The sequence below is a fragment of the Xanthomarina gelatinilytica genome, from assembly GCF_000348685.1.
GTDB classification, from domain to species: Bacteria; Bacteroidota; Bacteroidia; order Flavobacteriales; family Flavobacteriaceae; genus Xanthomarina; species Xanthomarina gelatinilytica.
The window spans coordinates 133,968-152,266 of sequence record NZ_ANLA01000004.1 but is presented as its reverse complement, the minus strand read 5'-3'; the positions used below and the strand labels follow the sequence as shown (position 1 = coordinate 152,266).

Annotated in this window: 11 protein-coding genes; 4 read left to right on the top strand and 7 right to left on the bottom strand. The window is 36.5% G+C overall.

Annotation, left to right across the window (positions count from 1 at the left end; genetic code table 11):
- Positions 1 to 13 precede the first annotated feature (13 nt).
- Positions 14 to 1,825 carry a sodium:solute symporter family protein gene (locus D778_RS01300; RefSeq protein ID WP_007646971.1) on the top strand — a complete coding sequence of 604 codons (1,812 nt, stop codon included), beginning with the start codon at positions 14 to 16 and terminating at the stop codon, positions 1,823 to 1,825.
- A 50-nt stretch (positions 1,826 to 1,875) separates the two neighbouring features.
- Here the strand turns inward: D778_RS01300 and D778_RS01295 are convergent, their stop codons facing one another.
- The 5 genes from D778_RS01295 to D778_RS01275 form a co-directional block, all read right to left on the bottom strand.
- Complete coding sequence (locus tag D778_RS01295; RefSeq protein WP_040491192.1) at positions 1,876 to 5,277, bottom strand: PKD domain-containing protein; 3,402 nt, start codon at positions 5,275 to 5,277, stop codon at positions 1,876 to 1,878.
- Positions 5,278 to 5,377: 100 nt separating this feature from the next.
- Positions 5,378 to 5,671, bottom strand: a complete 294-nt coding sequence (locus D778_RS01290) for a F0F1 ATP synthase subunit delta/epsilon (protein WP_007646967.1) — start codon at positions 5,669 to 5,671, stop codon at positions 5,378 to 5,380.
- Positions 5,672 to 5,749: 78 nt separating this feature from the next.
- The gene (gene atpD / locus D778_RS01285) at positions 5,750 to 7,258 is read right to left on the bottom strand and encodes a F0F1 ATP synthase subunit beta (protein ID WP_007646966.1); all 1,509 of its coding nucleotides are present in this window, start codon (positions 7,256 to 7,258) and stop codon (positions 5,750 to 5,752) included.
- Between the two features lie 180 nt (positions 7,259 to 7,438).
- On the bottom strand, positions 7,439 to 8,941 hold the full coding sequence (locus D778_RS01280; RefSeq protein ID WP_007646965.1) for an SGNH/GDSL hydrolase family protein: 1,503 nt from the start codon (positions 8,939 to 8,941) through the stop codon (positions 7,439 to 7,441).
- 11 nt (positions 8,942 to 8,952) lie between these two features.
- Positions 8,953 to 11,697, bottom strand: a complete 2,745-nt coding sequence (locus D778_RS01275; protein ID WP_007646964.1) for a TonB-dependent receptor — start codon at positions 11,695 to 11,697, stop codon at positions 8,953 to 8,955.
- Between the two features lie 254 nt (positions 11,698 to 11,951).
- On the opposite strand from D778_RS01275, the gene D778_RS01270 reads away from it, so the two are divergent.
- From D778_RS01270 to D778_RS01265, 3 genes are read left to right on the top strand one after another with little or no spacing between them, the layout of a single operon-like run.
- A complete protein-coding gene (locus D778_RS01270; protein WP_007646963.1) occupies positions 11,952 to 13,265 on the top strand; it encodes an arylsulfotransferase family protein in 1,314 nt (437 codons plus the stop codon).
- Positions 13,266 to 13,271: 6 nt separating this feature from the next.
- Positions 13,272 to 13,415 (top strand): hypothetical protein, encoded by a 144-nt coding sequence (locus D778_RS14655; RefSeq protein WP_007646962.1) that lies wholly within the window; start codon positions 13,272 to 13,274, stop codon positions 13,413 to 13,415.
- Positions 13,415 to 14,803 carry a sulfotransferase domain-containing protein gene (locus D778_RS01265; RefSeq protein ID WP_155949855.1) on the top strand — a complete coding sequence of 463 codons (1,389 nt, stop codon included), beginning with the start codon at positions 13,415 to 13,417 and terminating at the stop codon, positions 14,801 to 14,803. Before D778_RS14655 ends, D778_RS01265 begins: the two co-directional genes overlap by 1 nt.
- 1 nt (position 14,804) lies before the next feature.
- Here D778_RS01265 and glmS read toward each other — a convergent pair whose 3' ends face one another.
- Complete coding sequence (glmS, locus tag D778_RS01260; protein ID WP_007646960.1) at positions 14,805 to 16,652, bottom strand: glutamine--fructose-6-phosphate transaminase (isomerizing); 1,848 nt, start codon at positions 16,650 to 16,652, stop codon at positions 14,805 to 14,807.
- A 5-nt stretch (positions 16,653 to 16,657) separates the two neighbouring features.
- Positions 16,658 to 18,277, bottom strand: coding sequence for a DUF4270 domain-containing protein (locus tag D778_RS01255; protein ID WP_162138285.1), 1,620 nt, complete (start codon positions 18,275 to 18,277; stop codon positions 16,658 to 16,660).
- Positions 18,278 to 18,299 lie beyond the last annotated feature (22 nt).

Sequence of the window (18,299 nt, the reverse complement as noted above, 5' to 3'; positions counted from 1 at the left end):
ATACCACACACTTATGGTCCAATTATCTTCGTTTGATGTTGTTTTAATTGTTTTGTTTTTTGCCATCACACTCTTTATAGGCATTTATGTTTCCAAACAATCTGGAAAAAGTGCAGCCGAATATTTTCTTTCTGGAAGGAACATGCCTTGGTGGCTGTTAGGGGTTTCCATGGTGGCAACCACTTTTTCTACAGATACTCCCAACTTGGTAACAGACATTGTAAGAACCAATGGTGTATCGGGAAACTGGGTTTGGTGGGCCTTTTTATTAACGGGACTTTTAACCGTTTTTGTGTATGCCAAGCTCTGGCGAAAATCGGAAGTCAATACAGATATCGAGTTTTACGAATTGCGCTATGGTGGAAAACCAGCTCGTTTTTTAAGAGGCTTTCGTGCCATTTATTTAGGAATTATATTCAATATTCTTGCCATGTCTGCCGTAACCTTGGCAGCTATAAAAATAGGTGCCATCATGTTGGGTTTGCAACCTTGGGAAACGGTTATTTATGCTGGAACCATAACCGTTGTTTTTAGTGCCTTAGGAGGTTTTAAAGGCGTGGTCTACACCGATTTTATCTTGTTCTTTACAGCCATGGCTGGTGCTTTGGGAGCAGCTTATTATCTGGTTGGCTTACCTGAAGTTGGTGGCTTGGAGGCATTGTTGCAACATGAAAACGTGGTAGGGAAACTAAATATCTTACCGGATTTTAGCAATACAGAAGCCCTAATTACCTTATTGATCATTCCATTGGCAGTTCAATGGTGGAGCTCTTGGTATCCTGGAGCCGAACCAGGTGGTGGAGGATATATTGCGCAACGTATGTTGGCAGCTAAAAATGAAAATCATGCCATTGGAGCCACATTCTTTTTTAACATCATGCATTATGCTTTACGTCCTTGGCCATGGATTATTGTTGCCTTGGCTTCATTGGTTGTTTTCCCTGATATAGCTAGTATTCACCAAGCCTTTCCTTTGGTGGCAGAAGATAAACTTGGGCATGACTTGGCTTATTCTGCCATGTTAACCAAACTGCCTAGTGGCTTGTTAGGTCTGGTTTTGGCTTCTTTGGTTGCAGCCTATATGAGTACCATTTCCACCCACTTAAACTGGGGAGCATCGTATGTGGTAAACGATTTTTATAAACAACAAATCAATAAAAACGCCACTGAAAAACAATTGGTTACAGTAGGTAGGCTGGCAACAGTAACTTTAATGGTTTGTAGCGCCTTACTGGCTTTGGTGCTTACCAATGCTTTGCAATTATTTGATATTATTTTAATGTTTGGAGCAGGAACAGGATTGATTTTTATTCTGCGATGGTTTTGGTGGCGCATCAACGCTTGGAGCGAAATTTCAGCCATGTTTGTTTCCGGAATTGTTTCCATCCTATTAAATTTTACCGATTTAGGAATTTACTTTTTTGGTGATGAAGGGCTTTTTCCTGCTTGGGCAAAATTCCCTATGATTGTCTTGGTTACTACCATTGTTTGGGTAGCAGTAACATTTTTAACTCAAGCTGAAAGCAAAACCGTTTTACAAAATTTCTATAAAAAAATACAACCAGGAGGTCCAGGATGGCAAAAAATTGTATTGGAAGCTAGACAAGAAAACATTGAATTGGAAAATACGAAAGCAGGTTGGAGTGTGCCTTCGGGAATATTGGCTATGTTAGTAGGTTGTGCACTTATTTACTCTATTATGTTCGCTACAGGCTATATTATTTATGGAAATTACTTAAATGGCTTATTGCTTATTGGGGCAGCCCTTATTTTTGCACTGTTGCTAATGAAGCTTTGGAAAAAAATAAAAGTGACTATTTTGTAAAACAAAAATGCCAAGCAACTGCTTGGCATTTTTGAATATGACCGAAGGATTTAAAATAAGATTTTTCTATACACAACATGATTGTTTTCCAAAGTAATCTTTAACACTAAAACCGTATTTGATTTTTTAATGGATTCTATTTCAAGCTTGTTTGAATGTAAATCGATTTCATTAAATAACTGTCTGCCCAAAATATCATAAACCACAACATTGTTTAATGTTTCTTTTTGAGAATGAATCACTAAATGGTCATCACCATAGATGTTAATGGTATTTGTAAGGGATTCAAACTCGGTAACGGAAATGGTATTTTGATCAACCAATTTAATGTCGTCCAAAGCGATATCCGATTCAAAACCAGATCCAGTAATACCTCTAAACCTTATTTTAATGGTTTTTCCATCGTAGGTAGCTAAATCTACGGTTGCTGTATGCCAATCAGTTCCTTGATCCCCGGAAATGGCAGGAATGATGTTTTCATTCCAAACACCATCAGCAAAGACATCTATATGTAAGCTGCCCATGCTTGCTCCCTCCATATGGTAAGCAAATTCCAAATTATATGTAGCATCCATAATCATACAGGAACTTTCTAAAATGGCAGTACTGCCAAAACAATTAGAAGCTTCGGTATAGATATAATTGCCAGTTGTTGAACCTGGATTGTAATCATTTGTTGGTCCTGTTCCACTGGAAGTGGTTCCGCCTTCATCCACACGCCAATCTATATCGTCTTCACTTCCATTGCTTAAGTTTATCCAAAAACTGGAGCTTAGATTACAAGTTGTTGCACCACAATCTGAAGCTGTTCCACATAGTGCTTCTCCTTCAAAATCTGTACTAAAACCAGAAGCGATAGTTCCAGGATAAACAGTTATATAATCCACCTTAGTGGTTGTATGGTTTCCATTGGCATTTGTAACAGTAAGCGCTATGGTATAAGTACCCGAACTGGTAAAAATAACTTCTGGATTTTGAGAATTGGCTGTTGTACCATTGGTAAATGTATACGTTGCAGGAGTAATGTTCCATAACCATGAGGTAGGAGTGTAATCGGATTTATCCGTTAATACCAAGGTGCTTCCTACACAACCTTGTGTGGTTTCTGCCTTAAAACAAGCTGTTGGAGCCACATTTCCAGGATCTTTTAAATCGCTCATCCACAAGCCTTGTCCGTAGGTTGCAGCATAAAGTTTACTGCTACACTCTGTGATGTTTGAATGAATTTCCAACTCTGTTACTTCCAAATTGGCCAATCCTGTATAAAAAGGTGTCCAGTCCGAAAGGGTATTATCTTTATAATAAACACCTACATCCATCCCTACATACATGGCATCAATAGGACTGGAAGCGTCAATTACAATAGTATTTAACGAGATATTAGGCAACGTTCCTGATATGTCTGTCCAAGTATTTCCTGCGTTTGTGGATTCATAAATGTTATTTCCTAGAGCTATAAAAAGATGATTGTGGTCTGTTGGATCTATTTCAATGTCTTTTGGAGACGAAGAACTAGGTAAATTAGCTGTTAAATTACTCCATGTTGGTGAAGCGGATAAGGCGTTATTGGAATAATAGAATTTTCCAGAGCCACTTCTGGACGCATACACCACATTGCTGTTAGAAGGAGCTATGGCAAGATCCACCATGTTTGAAGTGCCTCCAAAATTTGAAATCTTAGTCCATACAATAGCTCCAGGAGCAGGTGCTTTAACATCGTCTGAACGCCAAACGTTATCATAGCCAGCATACATTCTGTTAGGATTGTTTGGGTCTAATTTATAAGGGGTAACCCAAGCACCACTTTCTGTAATACCATTCACACCATTTTCTGCAATGGTAGAAAACGAGGTGCCATTATTGGTTGAGCGTCTAATATCTCCGTAATATAAGGCACCATACATGAAGTTGTCGTCTGTAGGATCAATAATACATTCCATACCATCTCCACCAATTTCGGTATGAAAAACAGAATTTCTATTAATTGCCGTTCCATTATCTTGATAGCCATTGATTACAGTGTTTTCTGTAATCTGTGACACACCAATTTTATATACTTGAGCAATGGCCAATCCACTGCTGATATCGATCCAGTTGGCTCCAAGGTTTGAGGAGTAATAAATACCACCATCATTACCACTATAAATGTCGTTGTTAAATGGTGAAAATTCCAAAACATGTTGGTCTGCATGAACTCCATCTATGGTTCCAGAACTGCCTACCCAATAAGTGTTAATGTTCATAGTGGTACCACCATCGATGGATTTCCATATGTTGATACCACCAGTATAAATAATATTGGCATTGGTAGGGTCTGCTGCTATAACCAAGTCGTACCAAGCCTGACTTCCAGAACCACCATTTGTGTCGTATCCTAAGATATTTGGTGAAGTTGTTCTTGTTGTGAAGCTTACACCACTATCAGTAGATCTGTAAACACCTACCAGGCCACTTCCATTACCAGCTAACAAGTACACCCAATCTGGTTGGTCTGCCGAAACGGCTAAAGCAATTCTTTGAGCGTTACTTGGGACACCACTTGTTACTTGACTGAAGGTGTTACCTCCATCTGTAGAGACATCAACGGTTGTTCCTGAAGCATAAATAATGTTGGAATCCCCTGGCTTATATGCAATATCTTTCATTGAAGAACTAGTTGTTGTGTAAGACCAACTTAAACCTCCATCTATACTTTTATAGATACGACTACCACTGGTTGATGCAATTAAAACATCTGGATTATTAGGGTCCATAAGTACCTCATAAACGGTTCTGTTGCCCATTCCTGAGTTGCTACTGCTCCAAGTCAAGCCACCATCGGTACTTTTATAAACTCCATAGCCAGGAGCGTCTCCACCATCCCTATCTCCTGTTCCTAAGTAAATAATATTAGGATTGGAAGGGTGTATTACAATACTGGATATTCCCAGACGTACCAATCCATTGGAATATTCGGTCCAAGTAACCCCATTATCTGTGGTTTTCCAAAATCCACCAGAAGGAGCACCTACAAAAATGGTATTTGGGTCTGTTGGATGGAAAGCAATGGAGCTTACGCGTCCATTTCCGTTTAATTGTCCAGTTCCGTTGTTTGGTAAAGCAATAGGTCCTACAAGTTCCCAGTTTCCGGTGTTGGTAGCGTAGCCTCTTTGGTTTGTGGCGTGCAACCTGTTGTAGCGTGACATTTCATCCAGAACATGTCCTTCACTTGGAAAGTTACCGTTTACATCTACTCGATGTTCCCAATAATATTCCCATCTTTTAAATTGTTTGATGCCTGTTCCTTTTGGAATTTTAAGGGCATTTCCAGCTTTTTCTTGATAATATTTTTCAAAGTCTTGTTTAATGTCATAGAAATTTGCATCTCTATCAAACATCATGTTGGGCCATTTGTCTTGTGAAAAAACCATGGAGGTAACCATTAAGGTTACAATAAGTAGTGTATTTTTCATTAGTTAGATTTTGGTTGTTGTTAAGCAAATATGGTATAAAAAAATAAACCTTGCAAATAGCAAGGTTTATAATAGTTTCATATATAAAAGGTTATACGGTTTAATCTGCCAGTATAATCACTTTATTATCTTTCATCTCTATGGTTCCAGACTTTATCTTTAAAAGAAAGGTCTTATCGTCATCAAGATGCTTATGTACTTCAGCTGGTAATTCATCAAATACCAAATGACTTTGCGTATGTGTATGAATTTTTATGGTTCCTTCCTTAAGAAGCGAGACTATGGGAGCGTGATTTTTTAACATTTCAAACTCACCGTTGACTCCAGGCACTACTACAGAGTCCACTTCGTTGCTAAATAAGGTTGCTTCTGGTGATACAATTTCTAAATACATGTCTCTTTTAATTATGAGTTAAGAGTTATAAGTTAGGAGCATCAATTTTGAACTCTAAATCCTAAACTCTAAACTGGATTAAGCTTCTGAAAGCATTTTTTCTCCAGCTTCTATAGCTTCTTCAATAGATCCTTTAAGGTTGAACGCAGCTTCTGGTAAGTGATCTAACTCACCATCCATAATCATGTTGAATCCTTTAATGGTTTCTTTAATATCTACTAAAACTCCTGGGATACCAGTAAATTGTTCGGCCACGTGGAATGGTTGCGATAAGAAACGTTGCACACGTCTAGCTCTAGATACAGCTAATTTATCTTCTTCAGATAATTCTTCCATACCAAGAATGGCAATAATATCCTGTAATTCTTTATAGCGTTGTAATAGCTCTTTTACACGTTGCGCACAATCGTAATGTTCATTTCCTAAAATGTCTGCAGTAAGGATTCTAGAAGTAGAGTCCAAAGGATCTACAGCAGGATAAATACCTAGCTCAGCAATTTTACGTGATAATACGGTTGTAGCATCTAAGTGGGCAAAAGTTGTAGCTGGTGCAGGATCCGTTAAATCATCTGCAGGTACGTAAACGGCCTGTACAGATGTAATGGAACCTCTTTTTGTGGAAGTAATACGTTCTTGCATGGCTCCCATTTCTGTAGCTAAGGTTGGTTGGTAACCTACTGCAGATGGCATACGACCAAGTAATGCAGATACCTCAGAACCAGCTTGAGTAAAACGGAAGATATTGTCTACGAAGAAAAGAACGTCTTTTCCTTGACCTTCTCCAGCACCATCACGGAAATATTCAGCAATGGTTAAACCAGAAAGTGCCACACGTGCACGTGCTCCAGGAGGTTCGTTCATTTGTCCGAAAACGAAAGTTGCTTTGGAATCTTTCATAGCGCTTTTATCTACTTTAGATAAATCCCATCCACCTTCTTCCATGGAATGCATGAAATCTTTTCCATAACGGATAATTCCAGATTCCAACATTTCGCGTAATAAATCGTTACCTTCACGGGTTCTTTCACCTACTCCAGCAAATACTGAAAGTCCACCATGACCTTTAGCAATGTTGTTAATTAATTCTTGAATCAATACGGTTTTACCAACTCCTGCACCACCAAATAATCCAATTTTACCACCTTTTGCATAAGGCTCAATTAAGTCGATAACCTTAATACCAGTGTACAACACTTCGGTAGAGGTTGATAAATCTTCAAATTTAGGAGCTTGTCTATGGATTGGTAAACCAGCTTCTCCAGCTTTTGGTAAGTTTCCAAGACCATCAATAGCATCTCCAATTACGTTGAACAAACGACCGTAAACTTCAACACCAATAGGCATTTGAATAGGTGCTCCAGTAGCCTGAACTTCTGTTCCTCTACTTAAACCATCAGATGAATCCATGGCAATAGTACGTACAGTGTCTTCACCAATGTGAGATTGTACTTCTAATACCAGAATAGAACCATCAGGTCTTGTAATTTCTAATGAATCGTAAATTTTTGGAAGTTCAGCACCAGCAGCGAATTCTACATCGATAACTGGACCTACTATTTGTGCAACTTTACCTGTAACTTTTGACATTACTATTATGTTTATTTATTTGCTAAATTTTTTAATATGAAAAACACCTGGTTTTTCGCGCTGCAAATATAGGAGTTTTAATTTAAAAATAACATCAAAATTTTTACCTTTTTTATTCATTAAAAACGCCTTCTTCCAATGACTTAGAAGAAGGCGTATAATTTTTGAATTTTTTATATGTTATTGTAAGCTAGGCGAGTAGTTTGTTGGGTAATCTCCACAATCCACAAAGTTTCCTGAAGCTTCAAAATTAGAACCATAAGTGGCATCTATGGCTCTCATCATTTCATTGGCCATCACAGCATAACCTCTGGATGTTAAATGTACACCATCTAAACTGATCAAACCTCCTGTTACCAAACTGGTGTTTAAGATATAATTTCCTGAAGCAATTCCTGTAGTGGATGCTTCTATTAAAATAGATTTAAAATCAACCATGGCAAGACCGTTTGCGTTGGCAACAGATTCTATGGTAACATTATAAGCATCTGTAGCTGTTTTTATAGCCTGTTGCTCTTCTGGGGTCAATACCCATTTGTCTGCTAAAGGAATAGCAACACCATTAACTGTTAATGGATTTCCAGGAACAGCTTCCGTACCAATAAAAGATGAAGCTGGTAACACTAATAAATCATCGGCTGTAGCTTGTCTCATGCTAACTAATTGCGGATTTATCGCTGTCAAATCTGTTAAATCTTCATCCATAATAACTACAGCGTTTGATTCTGATGCTTCGAACATGATGGTTCTTTTGGCTATTTCAGCATCTGCTTCAGCTTGTGATACAGCTCCTATTCCAACTAAATAAGCAAAAGCTTGAGCTACACCAGCATTATAAGCTGCGTAAGCATTGTTTACAACTGCAGCTGTTCCAGCATCAAGAGGTACTGGATTATAAGGAACCGTTGTAAAATGTGCTAAACTAGTAATATATGGCACGTTGGTAACAACCCCTTTGGCACCATTGGCCGTTAACGCATCTACTGCTGCTGAAAAAGAAGCTGCAAATACATTAGGGTCTGTAATGTCATTTACTCCATAGGTTGCAGGATTTAAGTTTCCTGTTTGATCTACTCCTGTTCCACCGGAAGTTGCATAAGATAGTACATCGTTTCCACCAATTTCAGATAAGGTAAAAAACGTTGGGTTTTGAGCCACAGCATCTCCAATAACAGTTGCTGTTGGACTGGAAGCCATTCTTCCAAAATAAGGGTTTAGGGAAGCGTAACCTGGGATTCCAAGATGGAAACTTTTAGCGCCTGGAATACCATAGTTATTGAAAGAACCAGATAAATGATCGGTGATTTGAGTTGTAGGGGTTGCCGGCAATACAACAGGTCCAGAACCATCAAAATATAGTCTAGGGTTAGCAACAACTGTTCCACCCATGACAAAACCACCAATATTATCGTTCATTAGAGGTTGAGAAAAACTGCCACCACCTAACATCTCGAATTTCTTGGACATGATATTGGGAAAGGAGTTTTCTTGTGTAGCTATAAATAAAGCGCCATCAGAGAATCCTGCAGAAAAGGAAGCACCCACGGCTACATAATTTGAAAAATCTGCTTCACCTGCTGTTAAAGGAGGTAAATTATCAACTGTTGAAGACGAATCGTCATCGTTGTTACACGCTGTAAAACTTAGTAGAACAGCTAGTAACCATATATATTTTGTTTTCATTTTCATATTTTTTATAAGTTATTAATTGTCCAAGACGCATAGTAAATAGAACCAATACTACCAGTACCAATAGCTGTGTAATATTCTTCACCTAAAGCATTGGAAGCTCCTATTTTAAAGGTTGATTTTATTTTAGGAATGGTATAGTTTAACTGTGCATCCAAGGTATGGTAAGAAGGAATGTCTCCATCACCAAAGGAAGCTTCCCAATAATATGCATCGCTCCATTTCCAAGCTAAGTTAAATCCTAAGTTCTTAACTACCTCTGTATGTCCAAAAGACACCTTCACCTTATGTTCTGGTGTGTTGAAATTTGTTCTGAAATCTGGATTGGTGGCACTATCAAAATCTTCTTTAGCATACGTATAGCTACCATCCAAATCGAAACCATTGAATACTTTAACGCCAACACCTATGGAACCACCATATGAATTCACATCAGCATCAGAATTGGTATAGGTTTGGTACACTTGGTAATCGCCATTGACTACGGCTGTAATAGATGTATTGTCTCCTACGGTTCCATATAAAGGAGCAATAACGTATTCATTGGAGATAAAGTCTTGGTATTTGTTATAGTACACACTTAAATCTACAGTTACTTTGTTCAGTTTTCCTCTATAACCTACTTCAAAAGAGGTTACTTGTTCTGGTTTTACCAAATCTGGATTGGAAATTGTTAAATCTGCTGGGTTTCCAGAAGCTGCAAAAGCTTCAACAGAGTTTCTGGAGTAAGAGTTGTTATAAGCTGCACTACCTGTTTGATTGATGGTAGCTGGTTGCCCACTTATTTGCCCAGCAGCACTAACTGCATAATCCCTGGAATATCTGTCTAAATTTGAAGGGGCACCACCTATTAATACATAAGGTCCAGCATCAAGTCCGATAAATAAATCTTGTGTGGTTGGATTTCTAAATCCGGTTTGTACAGATGCTCTAATGTTATGGTTTCTATTCACGGTTAAACCGGCAGAAATTCTAGGAGATACAAAACCATCAAAGAACTCCGATTTGTCGTAACGCGCAGAACCTGTAAGTTTTAATTCCAGGCCTTCGTTTAACTCGAATTGTTTTTGTAATTGTGTGTAAATACCATATTCAGAATATGGAATGGTTCCATCATAATCGGTGTAAATGGTTCCAGAAGAATTTAGGTTATATTCTCTAAAAGAACCACCAACTTGTACTTCTACCACATCCCAAAGATGACTAAAGTTGTAGTTTCCATCTACATGGTAATATTTGGATTCATCCTGGAATTTAGATCCCGTAGTTAATTCTGGGTCATTGATACTTTTTTGTAATGCAGCGTTGAATTGAGGTGAACCTGGCTCAAAACGTCCTGATTCTGCTTGAGCTCTTGCAGCAGCATGTGCCTGGTCTTCTGTGGCTCCACCTAAAGTGGCTGCAGCAAATGTGCCTATATATTCTTGAAACCATTGCTGGTCGCTTTTCCAAGCTCGGTTGATTTGAATACCAGTAACTGTCATATCGTAAGAGTCTCCAGCTTTATCTGCAACCACATAACCTCTTAAGAAGAAATTGTTGTTTCTAAATTCAATTTTGTGTTGTTGTTGAAAGAAACCATCAATATGGTATCTATTGGATCCTTGATAAATAGTGGAACCTGTTCCAACTTTACCCACATAGGCAATTTCAAAATCGTTTGCCCAAGGACGATAGTAAAGCCCCCAATCTGCTTTTACACTCTCAGCATTGTAGTCGGTTAAAGCACTTTCTTCATACCCAGTTCTACTAACCACAACATCTGGAATAATACCAAGACCTCCAGAAGCTGCTTTAATATTTGTTGCTACTTCATCTCCATAGATATTGTAACCATCATAATTTAAGCTGGCTCTAGTGTCTCCTGTACCAGGTTTACCTTGGTAGTTGTTAGCAACCCAATCGGTTCCTTTTAACCAGCCAAAATTTACTTTGGCAGCAAATTTATCGCTAAATTTATGTGCAATTCTCAGTCCAAGATCCCTGTAAGTGTTATCTCCAGCAGCATCTTGAGAGGTAATACCTTGTTTGTAGTAACCACTGATTCCCTGTACATCGAAAGGATTTTTACTTCTCATGAAAAGAATTCCGTTAAAAGCATTCGCACCATATAAAGCAGAGGCTGCACCAGGAAGCAATTCCACACTTTGAACATCTGTTTCAATCATACCCACTAAATTTCCAATAGGGAAGTTTAAAGCAGGAGTGGAGTTGTCCATACCATCTACCAATTGCATAAAACGGGTATTTGCAAAAGTGGCAAAACCTCTTGTGTTAATGGAATTAAACGTTAAACTGTTGGTGTTGATGTCAACTCCTTTAAGGTTTTCCAGACCACCATAAAAATCTGCAGAAGCTGTATTTTTGATTTCTTTTAAACCAAAACGCTCTACAGTAACGGGAGATTCAAAAATTCTCTCTGGAGTTCTAGATGCTGAAATTACCACTTCATCCAAAGAGGTTCCTTCTTTTAAAATAAAGTTTATTGTTTGATTGTTTGCAGTAACCTCTTGTGTCTCTGTACTAAAACCTATGTTACTTGCTTGTAACGTAAATGGTGGTACTTGACTAACATTTAAAGTGAAATTACCATCAAAATCGGTAGAAGTTCCAGTCGAAGTTCCGACTATAATGACGTTTGCTCCAGGAATTGGCTGACTGTTTTCGTCAGTGACTACCCCAGAAATTGTTGTTTGTGAATATGTTATGCCACAAAAAAACAACAATAAAAGTGAAAGGATTGATTTCATTTTATAGATTTAGTTAATTATTAATTGATTTAGTTAATTATTATTAGGCAATATAAATAATATTATGAAAACTTTAAGAAGTTTTTCATTAAAATTATGCGCGCATAATATTTTTAACAAATGAGCTGGATTTTGACATATCATTAATTATTAATAACAAATATTGAGAATATGATTTTTAAATAAGCAGATTTCAATTTATTTTTTATTCTATATTTGTTTGCATGTTAAATGTAACAAATTGAAAATTACGTATGAAAGTAGTAAGAAAAATAGCTTTAGGTATCATTTTAATCTTTTTGTTAATGGTTTGGAGTGGCATTGTAAGAAATGTTACTTTAGGGGAAAAAACCATGGGACTATTGACTCAGCCCATTAAAGTTTTCTCAGAAGGTGTTTCCAACATGAAAAAAGCCTATACCTATATTTTTAAAGCCCCAGATTACTACATTAAAACAAAAGACCAAGACACTTTAAACATCAATAAATTGAATTACAACCTCTATGGCTTGTATTCTTATAGGCAGGGAGACGCATTTAATATAGAACTCAAAAATTTTAAGGACAATAGTTTAAAGCATGAGTGGAAAGTACCTATTGATAAGTTATCGGAACACTATAAAGTGGATGGAAATGATAGGCTGTATCCTGCAACCCTTATGCCTAATTTGGATATTATAGTGTCTTGTAATGAAAGACCAGGACTTTTAAGGATGGATGCAAGCTCCAAAGAAAAATGGTTTAACGAAGACTTTATTTTTCATCATGCCATGAACAGGGATTCCTTGGGCAATATGTGGATTCCTGCAGTGAAACATGAATATGGTGTCATTGTTCCCATGAAAGTGGAATTGGAAGGCCATGTTACAGATTACAGGGACGATTTAATAGTTAACGTAGATGTCAATACCGGAAAAACCCTGTACAGCAAATCCCTAACAGATGTTTTTTTAGAGAATAATCTTGATTATTTAATAAACAAAAGCCCTTATGTAAACGATCCATTTCACTTAAACGATATACAACCTGTTTTGGAAAGCACACCTTATTTTAAGGAAGGAGATTTGTTTTTAAGCTTTAGAAGCCCATCATTGGTCATTCAATATAGGCCTAAAACCAATAAAGTGGTAAAAGTCCTTGAAGGGCCATTTACATTTCAACATGATGTGGATATTATCTCGCCAAATTCCATTGCTATTTTAAACAATAATTCCATAGTTACCAAAGTGACTTACGATGAGATTGAATTTAAACCAACAAATCAATCGGTTAATCGAAAAATAAACCATTCAAATGTACTTATTTATAACTTTGAGGAAGATAGCTATAGTCCTGTTTATGAAGATGTTTTTCTAGAACATGATATTTTTACTGGAGCCGAAGGTTTATATCGAATATTTCCAAATGGTGATTTGTTTTTTGAAGAACAAGGTTCTGGCATCCTTTGGGTGATCAATCAATATGGCGTGGTTTTAAAAACCACACTAAAAAGTGATATAGAAGGCTATCATTATTTACCTAATTGGACAACAACCTATTTAGATGATGAGTTGCAATCCTTAAACTAAAACATTATGACGTTATACATTGGTCCCGGAATTGGTCTTGGCACACTTTTAATTATAGTTTTTATAGTATTATTGGTGCTCTTTGCCTTTGGAGTGGTTTTATGGATTCCCATTAAACGATTTTTTAGAAAAATATTTAGTAAAAATTAATGATTTACTATATAATAATAGGTCTTAGTGGCATTGTTCTTTCCAGCTCACTTATCTATTTCCGAAAACACTTTTTTGTAGCTTTAGAGTCCACATTGGCTTTGTCTGATGCTGTATTGTCCAATGAAGATGAACTCTTAAAACAAAAAAAATTAATTAAGGCCTTAAAAACCATGATGCTGTCCTTGGGCATTGCCTTGGGCCTTTTGTTCCTTACCATAGTTTTAACTTGTTTACCTGTATATTTATACAAATTAATAGCCAATCTCACTCTACAAGATTTAGACTTAAGTTCCATTTGGTTTATACTTAGTCTATCCTTAGGCAGTATTTTGCCATTTTTAATTAAACGGAAAAAACCAACAGAAGACTATACAGAAGCTTCCATATTGTTTCACAAGCTTATTTTAAATAATTACAACCTATCTAAAATGTTGTTTTCTTTTGATAGACGGTTTAAAAAAGAAAAAAACATACAAGATAAAAACACGTTTTTAATTGTATCTGGACTTGCAAGGGCAGGTACAACAAGTTTAACAGATCAGCTTTTTAAAGCTGGAGCTTTTAGTTCGTTGGATTATTCCAACATGCCATTGCTGTTGGCGCCAAACCTTTGGAGAAAAATGTACAACCCTAAGAAAGTGACCTTAAAAGAGCGTAAACATGGCGATAAAATGCTTTTTGGTTTTAATACCATAGAGGCTTTAGAGGAATACTTTTTTAAAGTTTTTTTAAACGACAGTTTTATATCTGAAAACCACTTGGAAAAACACGACATAACTGAAGAAGTCTATAATAACTATATAAAGTACCAATCTTTAATCCGTCAAGATGCAACTTCCACATATCTCTCAAAAAACAACAACATCATTTTAAGATATGAATCGTTGCGTTCTTATAACAAGGCATTTAAAATTATTTTTCTGTTCAGAAAGCCCGAAGAACATGCTTATTCTCTATTGAACCAGCATCTGCGATTTTCAGAATTTCAAAATGAAAGCGAATTTATCCAAACATACTTGAACTGGTTGGGTCATCATGAGTTTGGTAAAAACCAAAAAGTATTTAAGTTTGGTGAAAAAGCTCCAGAGATTCCGTACGATAAAAGCACCTTGGATTACTGGTTGGCGATTTGGTTGAATTACTATTCCTATTTAATACATATTTTAGATGAAAATTATCTGCTTATTGAATATGAAGACTATTTAAACAAACCCAAAGAAGTCCTGGAATATATTGAAGAGGAAATGAAAATGACTTTTGATTATTCCAATGTAACACCTTTTACCAATACCAAGCAAATAGACACTTCTGCCTGCGACCCAAACTTATTGGAAGCAACGCATGCCATATATTTAAAACTTAAAGAAAGAAAGCTTAAATTTTAGACTACTCTACAGTTACAGACTTGGCTAAATTTCTTGGTTGATCTACATTTCTATCTAGCATGACTGCAATATGGTACGACAGCAATTGTAAAGGAATGGTGGTGAGTAAAGGCGACAAGGACTCCAGGGATTCTGGCACCTCAATAACATAATCGGCTAATTTTTTCACGTTGACATCTCCTTCAGTAACAACACCAATAATTTTACCTTGTCTTGCTTTAATTTCCTCTATGTTGCTAACCACTTTTTCGTAATGTCCTTTTTTTGTTGCAATTACCACAACAGGCATGTTTTCGTCAATTAAAGCAATTGGGCCATGTTTCATTTCTGCAGCAGGATAGCCTTCAGCATGGATGTACGATATTTCTTTTAGTTTCAAAGCGCCTTCTAAAGCAACAGGGAAATTATAGCCTCTTCCTAAGTATAAGAAATTACGTGCATTCTTATATTTTTCAGCTATCATTTTAATATGTTCTTCAGATTTTAAAGCACTTTCCACCTTTTCCGGAATCAGTTCCAATTCTTGTAAATGGTATCTGTAATCAGAGTTGGAAATTTCACCTTTAACCTTTGCAAGTTTTAAAGCAATTAGTGTTAAAAGGGTAATTTGGGTTGTAAATGCTTTTGTGGAAGCAACACCAATTTCAGGACCAGCATGTGTATATGCACCAGCATGTGTTTCCCTAGCAATGGAAGACCCAACCACATTACAAACGCCAAACACAAAAGCGCCATTTGCTTTGGCTAGTTTAATGGCAGCTAAAGTATCGGCAGTTTCTCCAGATTGAGAGATGGCTATCACCACATCTTTGTTGGTAATAACAGGGTTTCTATATCTAAATTCTGAGGCATACTCAACTTCTACAGGAATTCTGGCAATATCTTCAAAAATATACTCGGCAACCAAACCTGCATGCCAAGAGGTACCACAGGCCACAATAATGATTCTGTTGGCATTTAAAAATTTTTCAATATTGTCGTCAATGCCTGCCATTCTAATAATACCTTCTTTTACAAGAAGCCTTCCACGATAAGTGTCTTTGATGGCAGTAGGTTGTTCGTATATTTCTTTAAGCATAAAGTGGTCGTATCCACCTTTTTCTATTTGCTCCAGATTCATTTGTAATTCTTGAACATATGGAACTACTAACGAATCGTCTTTAATTTTTCGGATTTTAATTCCTTTATTAGCTCTAATTATAGCCATTTCTTCATCTGCGAGATAAATGGCATTTTTAGTGTATTCAATAAAAGGAGAGGCATCGCTTGCGATAAAAAATTCGTTTTCACCAACACCAACAGCGAGAGGACTGCCTAATCTGGCAATAACAATTTCATCGGGTTTGTTTTTGTCAAAAACAGCAATGGCATATGCTCCAACCACTTGATTTAGTGCAACCTGTACAGCTTTGCCCAATTTGACGTTTTCTTTTAACTTGACATCTTCGATTAGGTTGATTAAAACTTCGGTATCTGTGTCGGATTTAAAGGTGTACCCTCTTTTAGTAAGCTCTTTTTTAAGAGATTCATAGTTTTCTATAATCCCATTGTGGATGATGACCAAGTCCCCAGAGCTTGAGTAGTGAGGATGCGCATTCACATCGTTTGGAACACCATGTGTTGCCCAACGTGTATGACCTATCCCAATGGAACCACTGGTAGAAATTTCATTGTTGACCTTTTGTACTAAATCGGCAACTTTGCCCTTGGTTTTGGAAACATTAAGGTCTGTCCCATCATATAAAGCAATTCCGGCACTATCGTAACCTCTATATTCCAATCTTTTGAGGCCTTCAATAATTATTGGGAAGGCTTTTCTATGACCTACATATCCTACAATTCCACACATAGTTTTTAATTATCTGGTTGGGTATAATATATTTCTAATTGCACTCTTTTGTCTTCTGGAACGTTTTCGTTGCTACCATAAAGGATTGTTCCTTTTGGTGACAATCCAGTACCTACAGGAATTCCATCTAAAATCCCATCGTTTAAGACATAAGAATTACTTATTTCATTAATATTACTGGTAATATACAAACCTAATTGGAAATTAGTGGAATCCCTCAACAAAATATTGTTTAAATGTTCTGTAAGTCTAATTTTGTATTTAACACCTTTTTCATTACCATCTCTCTCCAAAATAGACGAATAATTTAATTTGGAATTTATTGGATTGGTTGTGTTAGTGGTTAAATCATAAAAATAGTCCACTATAGGCGTGTTGTTTTTAATGTCATATAAAATAACCCGGTTAGGTTGCTGTTTTTTATTTTCATCGTCATCGTCTATCAATAAGGAACTAGCAACATCATCCACATAAAAGATTAAGTTCGCTTCATTTATTAAACGGCTGGGATTGCCATTGGCATCTTTATAAAGCAGGTTAAATTCGTCTAATTCTGCTTGGTCTTGAAATAGATTAACAACCGCAATGGAACCTTCGCCCCCTTTTAAATACAGTGAAGTGTCACCGTTTGTGGTATCTGCCGAATTGTTGGCGTTGTTTAATAAAGAGGTGGCAATTGGGTCTAGTGTTATTGTGCTAGCTCTGTTTCCTCTAAAATTCATTGTAAACTTGTTATTTCTAACAATTTCACCATCTACCCAATTGTTATAATAAACGGTTAAACTAGCTGCAGAGCTTAAAAAGTTTAGCATGAAAGCTTGTCCTTCCATTTCACCATCTGCAAGTTCTACTTTAAAGTAGAGGCCTCTAAAATAATCTTTAAAGTTATTGGCATTGCTTAATTCCGGCATGCCTTGTTTGTCAAATAGTAAAGTTTCCCAAAAATCATCATTGGGATTTAAAAGTTCGACACGCAAACTAGGTGGGATTCTACTTACCTCTTCGTCTTGGCCATTTTCGTCTTCTTCATAAATTATCTGTTCAGAATCACTTGCTTCAAAATCTGGATTGAAATATAGCAACTCCCCTAAATTTCCGGGAGAATCAAATTCATTATTGTTGGAATAATAAATTTGTGGATCTGCATCTTCAGCAGCAGGATCGTAATCCCTTAAAAAATAATTAGATCTGTAAATGGATAATTTAATGGGTTTATTTCCATACAAAGAATCTATATTGTAAGCAGGGTCCTCAGTTGTAGATTCTACTTCTTTTGAATAATAAGGTATGGTTAAATATGCGTGTGTAAATTCTGGGTCTGTACCAAAATCTGGATCAAAATTTGTTGAAGTCGGTACTACCTGCGTAATTATTTCATTTGTGGTATTCCCATAAATAGGATCAGTATAAATACCTAAAAAATTAGAAGGGAAATTATTTGTTTGTATTGGTTTTACCCTTTTGTTGTAAGCAACTACAGCAAATTTATCGCTATTGGTATCGAAATTATCAATGCCTTCAATGTCACTTTTCAAAGAATTGTAATCGTTTTGACAAGCAATAAATGCTAGGGATGTGATTGATAAAACACCTATAAACTTACAGGTCTTAATGAATGTTTTCATAAATAAAAATGGGATGATTTTG

Coding starts and splice junctions, on each gene's coding strand:
- D778_RS01255 (WP_162138285.1), bottom strand. CDS start 18,277: ATGAAAACATTCATTAAGACCTGTAAGTTTATAGGTGTTTTATCAATC.
- D778_RS14655 (WP_007646962.1), top strand. CDS start 13,272: ATGACGTTATACATTGGTCCCGGAATTGGTCTTGGCACACTTTTAATT.
- D778_RS01270 (WP_007646963.1), top strand. CDS start 11,952: ATGAAAGTAGTAAGAAAAATAGCTTTAGGTATCATTTTAATCTTTTTG.
- D778_RS01300 (WP_007646971.1), top strand. CDS start 14: ATGGTCCAATTATCTTCGTTTGATGTTGTTTTAATTGTTTTGTTTTTT.
- D778_RS01290 (WP_007646967.1), bottom strand. CDS start 5,671: ATGTATTTAGAAATTGTATCACCAGAAGCAACCTTATTTAGCAACGAA.
- glmS (WP_007646960.1), bottom strand. CDS start 16,652: ATGTGTGGAATTGTAGGATATGTAGGTCATAGAAAAGCCTTCCCAATA.
- D778_RS01295 (WP_040491192.1), bottom strand. CDS start 5,277: ATGAAAAATACACTACTTATTGTAACCTTAATGGTTACCTCCATGGTT.
- D778_RS01265 (WP_155949855.1), top strand. CDS start 13,415: ATGATTTACTATATAATAATAGGTCTTAGTGGCATTGTTCTTTCCAGC.
- D778_RS01275 (WP_007646964.1), bottom strand. CDS start 11,697: ATGAAATCAATCCTTTCACTTTTATTGTTGTTTTTTTGTGGCATAACA.
- D778_RS01280 (WP_007646965.1), bottom strand. CDS start 8,941: ATGAAAACAAAATATATATGGTTACTAGCTGTTCTACTAAGTTTTACA.
- atpD (WP_007646966.1), bottom strand. CDS start 7,258: ATGTCAAAAGTTACAGGTAAAGTTGCACAAATAGTAGGTCCAGTTATC.